This window comes from Catenulispora rubra (genome assembly GCF_015356825.1).
GTDB lineage: Bacteria > Actinomycetota > Actinomycetes > Streptomycetales > Catenulisporaceae > Catenulispora > Catenulispora rubra.
Map to the genome: position 1 here is coordinate 1 of NZ_JAACYW010000618.1, position 1,386 is coordinate 1,386.

The 1,386-nt window shown below is 65.7% G+C and carries 1 protein-coding gene; it reads left to right on the forward strand.

From position 1 onward, the window contains the following. Positions 1-1,371 (forward strand): ISAzo13 family transposase (locus tag GWK61_RS54550; protein WP_194922286.1); only part of this gene is annotated, 1,371 nt, incomplete at its 5' end. Positions 1,372-1,386: the final 15 nt, after the last annotated feature.

Sequence of the window (1,386 nt, forward strand, 5' to 3'; positions counted from 1 at the left end):
TGGACGACCAAGTCGACCCGGAACCTGGCCGAGCAGCTGACCCGCGCCGGGCATCGGGTCGGCGCCGACACCGTCGGGGACCTGCTGCGCGGGGAAGGCTTCAGTCTGCAGGGAAACGCCAAGGTCGTGGAAGGCAAGCAGCACCCGGACCGGGACGGACAGTTCGGCTATATCAATGAGCAGGTCAAGGTGTTCCAAGCCGACGGCGACCCAGTAGTCAGTGTGGATGCCAAGAAGAAGGAACTCATCGGGGAGTTCAAGAACAGCGGCCTCACCTGGCGCCCGGCCGGTGACCCGGTAAAGGTCAACACCCACGACTTCCTGGACCGCCAGTTGGGCAAGGCGATCCCCTACGGGGTCTATGACATCACCGCCAATACCGGCTGGGTCAACGTCGGCTGTGACCACGACACCGCCGCCTTCGCCGTGGAATCAATCCGCCGCTGGTGGAGGGCCCGAGGCCGCCTCGACTACCCGGCCGCCGACCGCCTGCTGATCACCGCCGATGCCGGAGGCTCCAACGGCTACCGCACCAAGGCATGGAAAACCGGGCTGGCCGCCCTGGCCGCCGAGACCGGGCTTGCGATCACGGTCTGCCACCTGCCGCCAGGCACATCGAAGTGGAACCGGATAGAGCACCGACTGTTCTCGGCCATCACCATGAACTGGCGCGGACAGCCCCTAAGCAGCCACCAGGTCATCGTGAACAGCATCGCCGCGACCACCACCGGCACCGGATTGACAGTCCACGCCGAATGGGACCCCGGCAGCTACCCGACCGGGATCGAAATCACCGACGCGCAGATCGCCGCGCTACCGCTTCATCGACACCGCTTCCACGGCGACTGGAACTACACCCTCAACCCAGCCGGCGCGCAGCCACCTGCTCCATCTGCTCCATCTCCAGCTAGCGACACCGACCCAGACCAGGCAGTACACAGCCAGATCCCGGACCATGCCGCGCTGACGCATCCGGAGCTGACCGGCATGACGCCCAGCCAGCTCGACGCCCTCACCCAAACGCTGACCGCGCCGCTGGCCAAGACACGCGAGCACCAGCGGGAAATACACCGTGGCACCGAGCGCCGCCGAGCCGCCGGAGCCGGGGGCCAAGACAAACTCACCCCGGCCGACCGCATCCTGGCTACCGTCCTCTACCAGCGCAGACTGTGCACCCAGAGCGTTCTGGCCGTGCTGTTCGCCGTTGACAGAGCAACCATCGGCAGGGTCGTGCAGCAGATACGCCCACTCCTGGACCAGCACGGATACACGATCACCCCCTCCACAGCCCGCTTCCCCACACCAGCCGACCTCATCGCCTTCCTCGCAGAAGACAACAACCAGCCCACCGAGATCAAACCAGCGTGTTAATAATCTGCGAGCCCT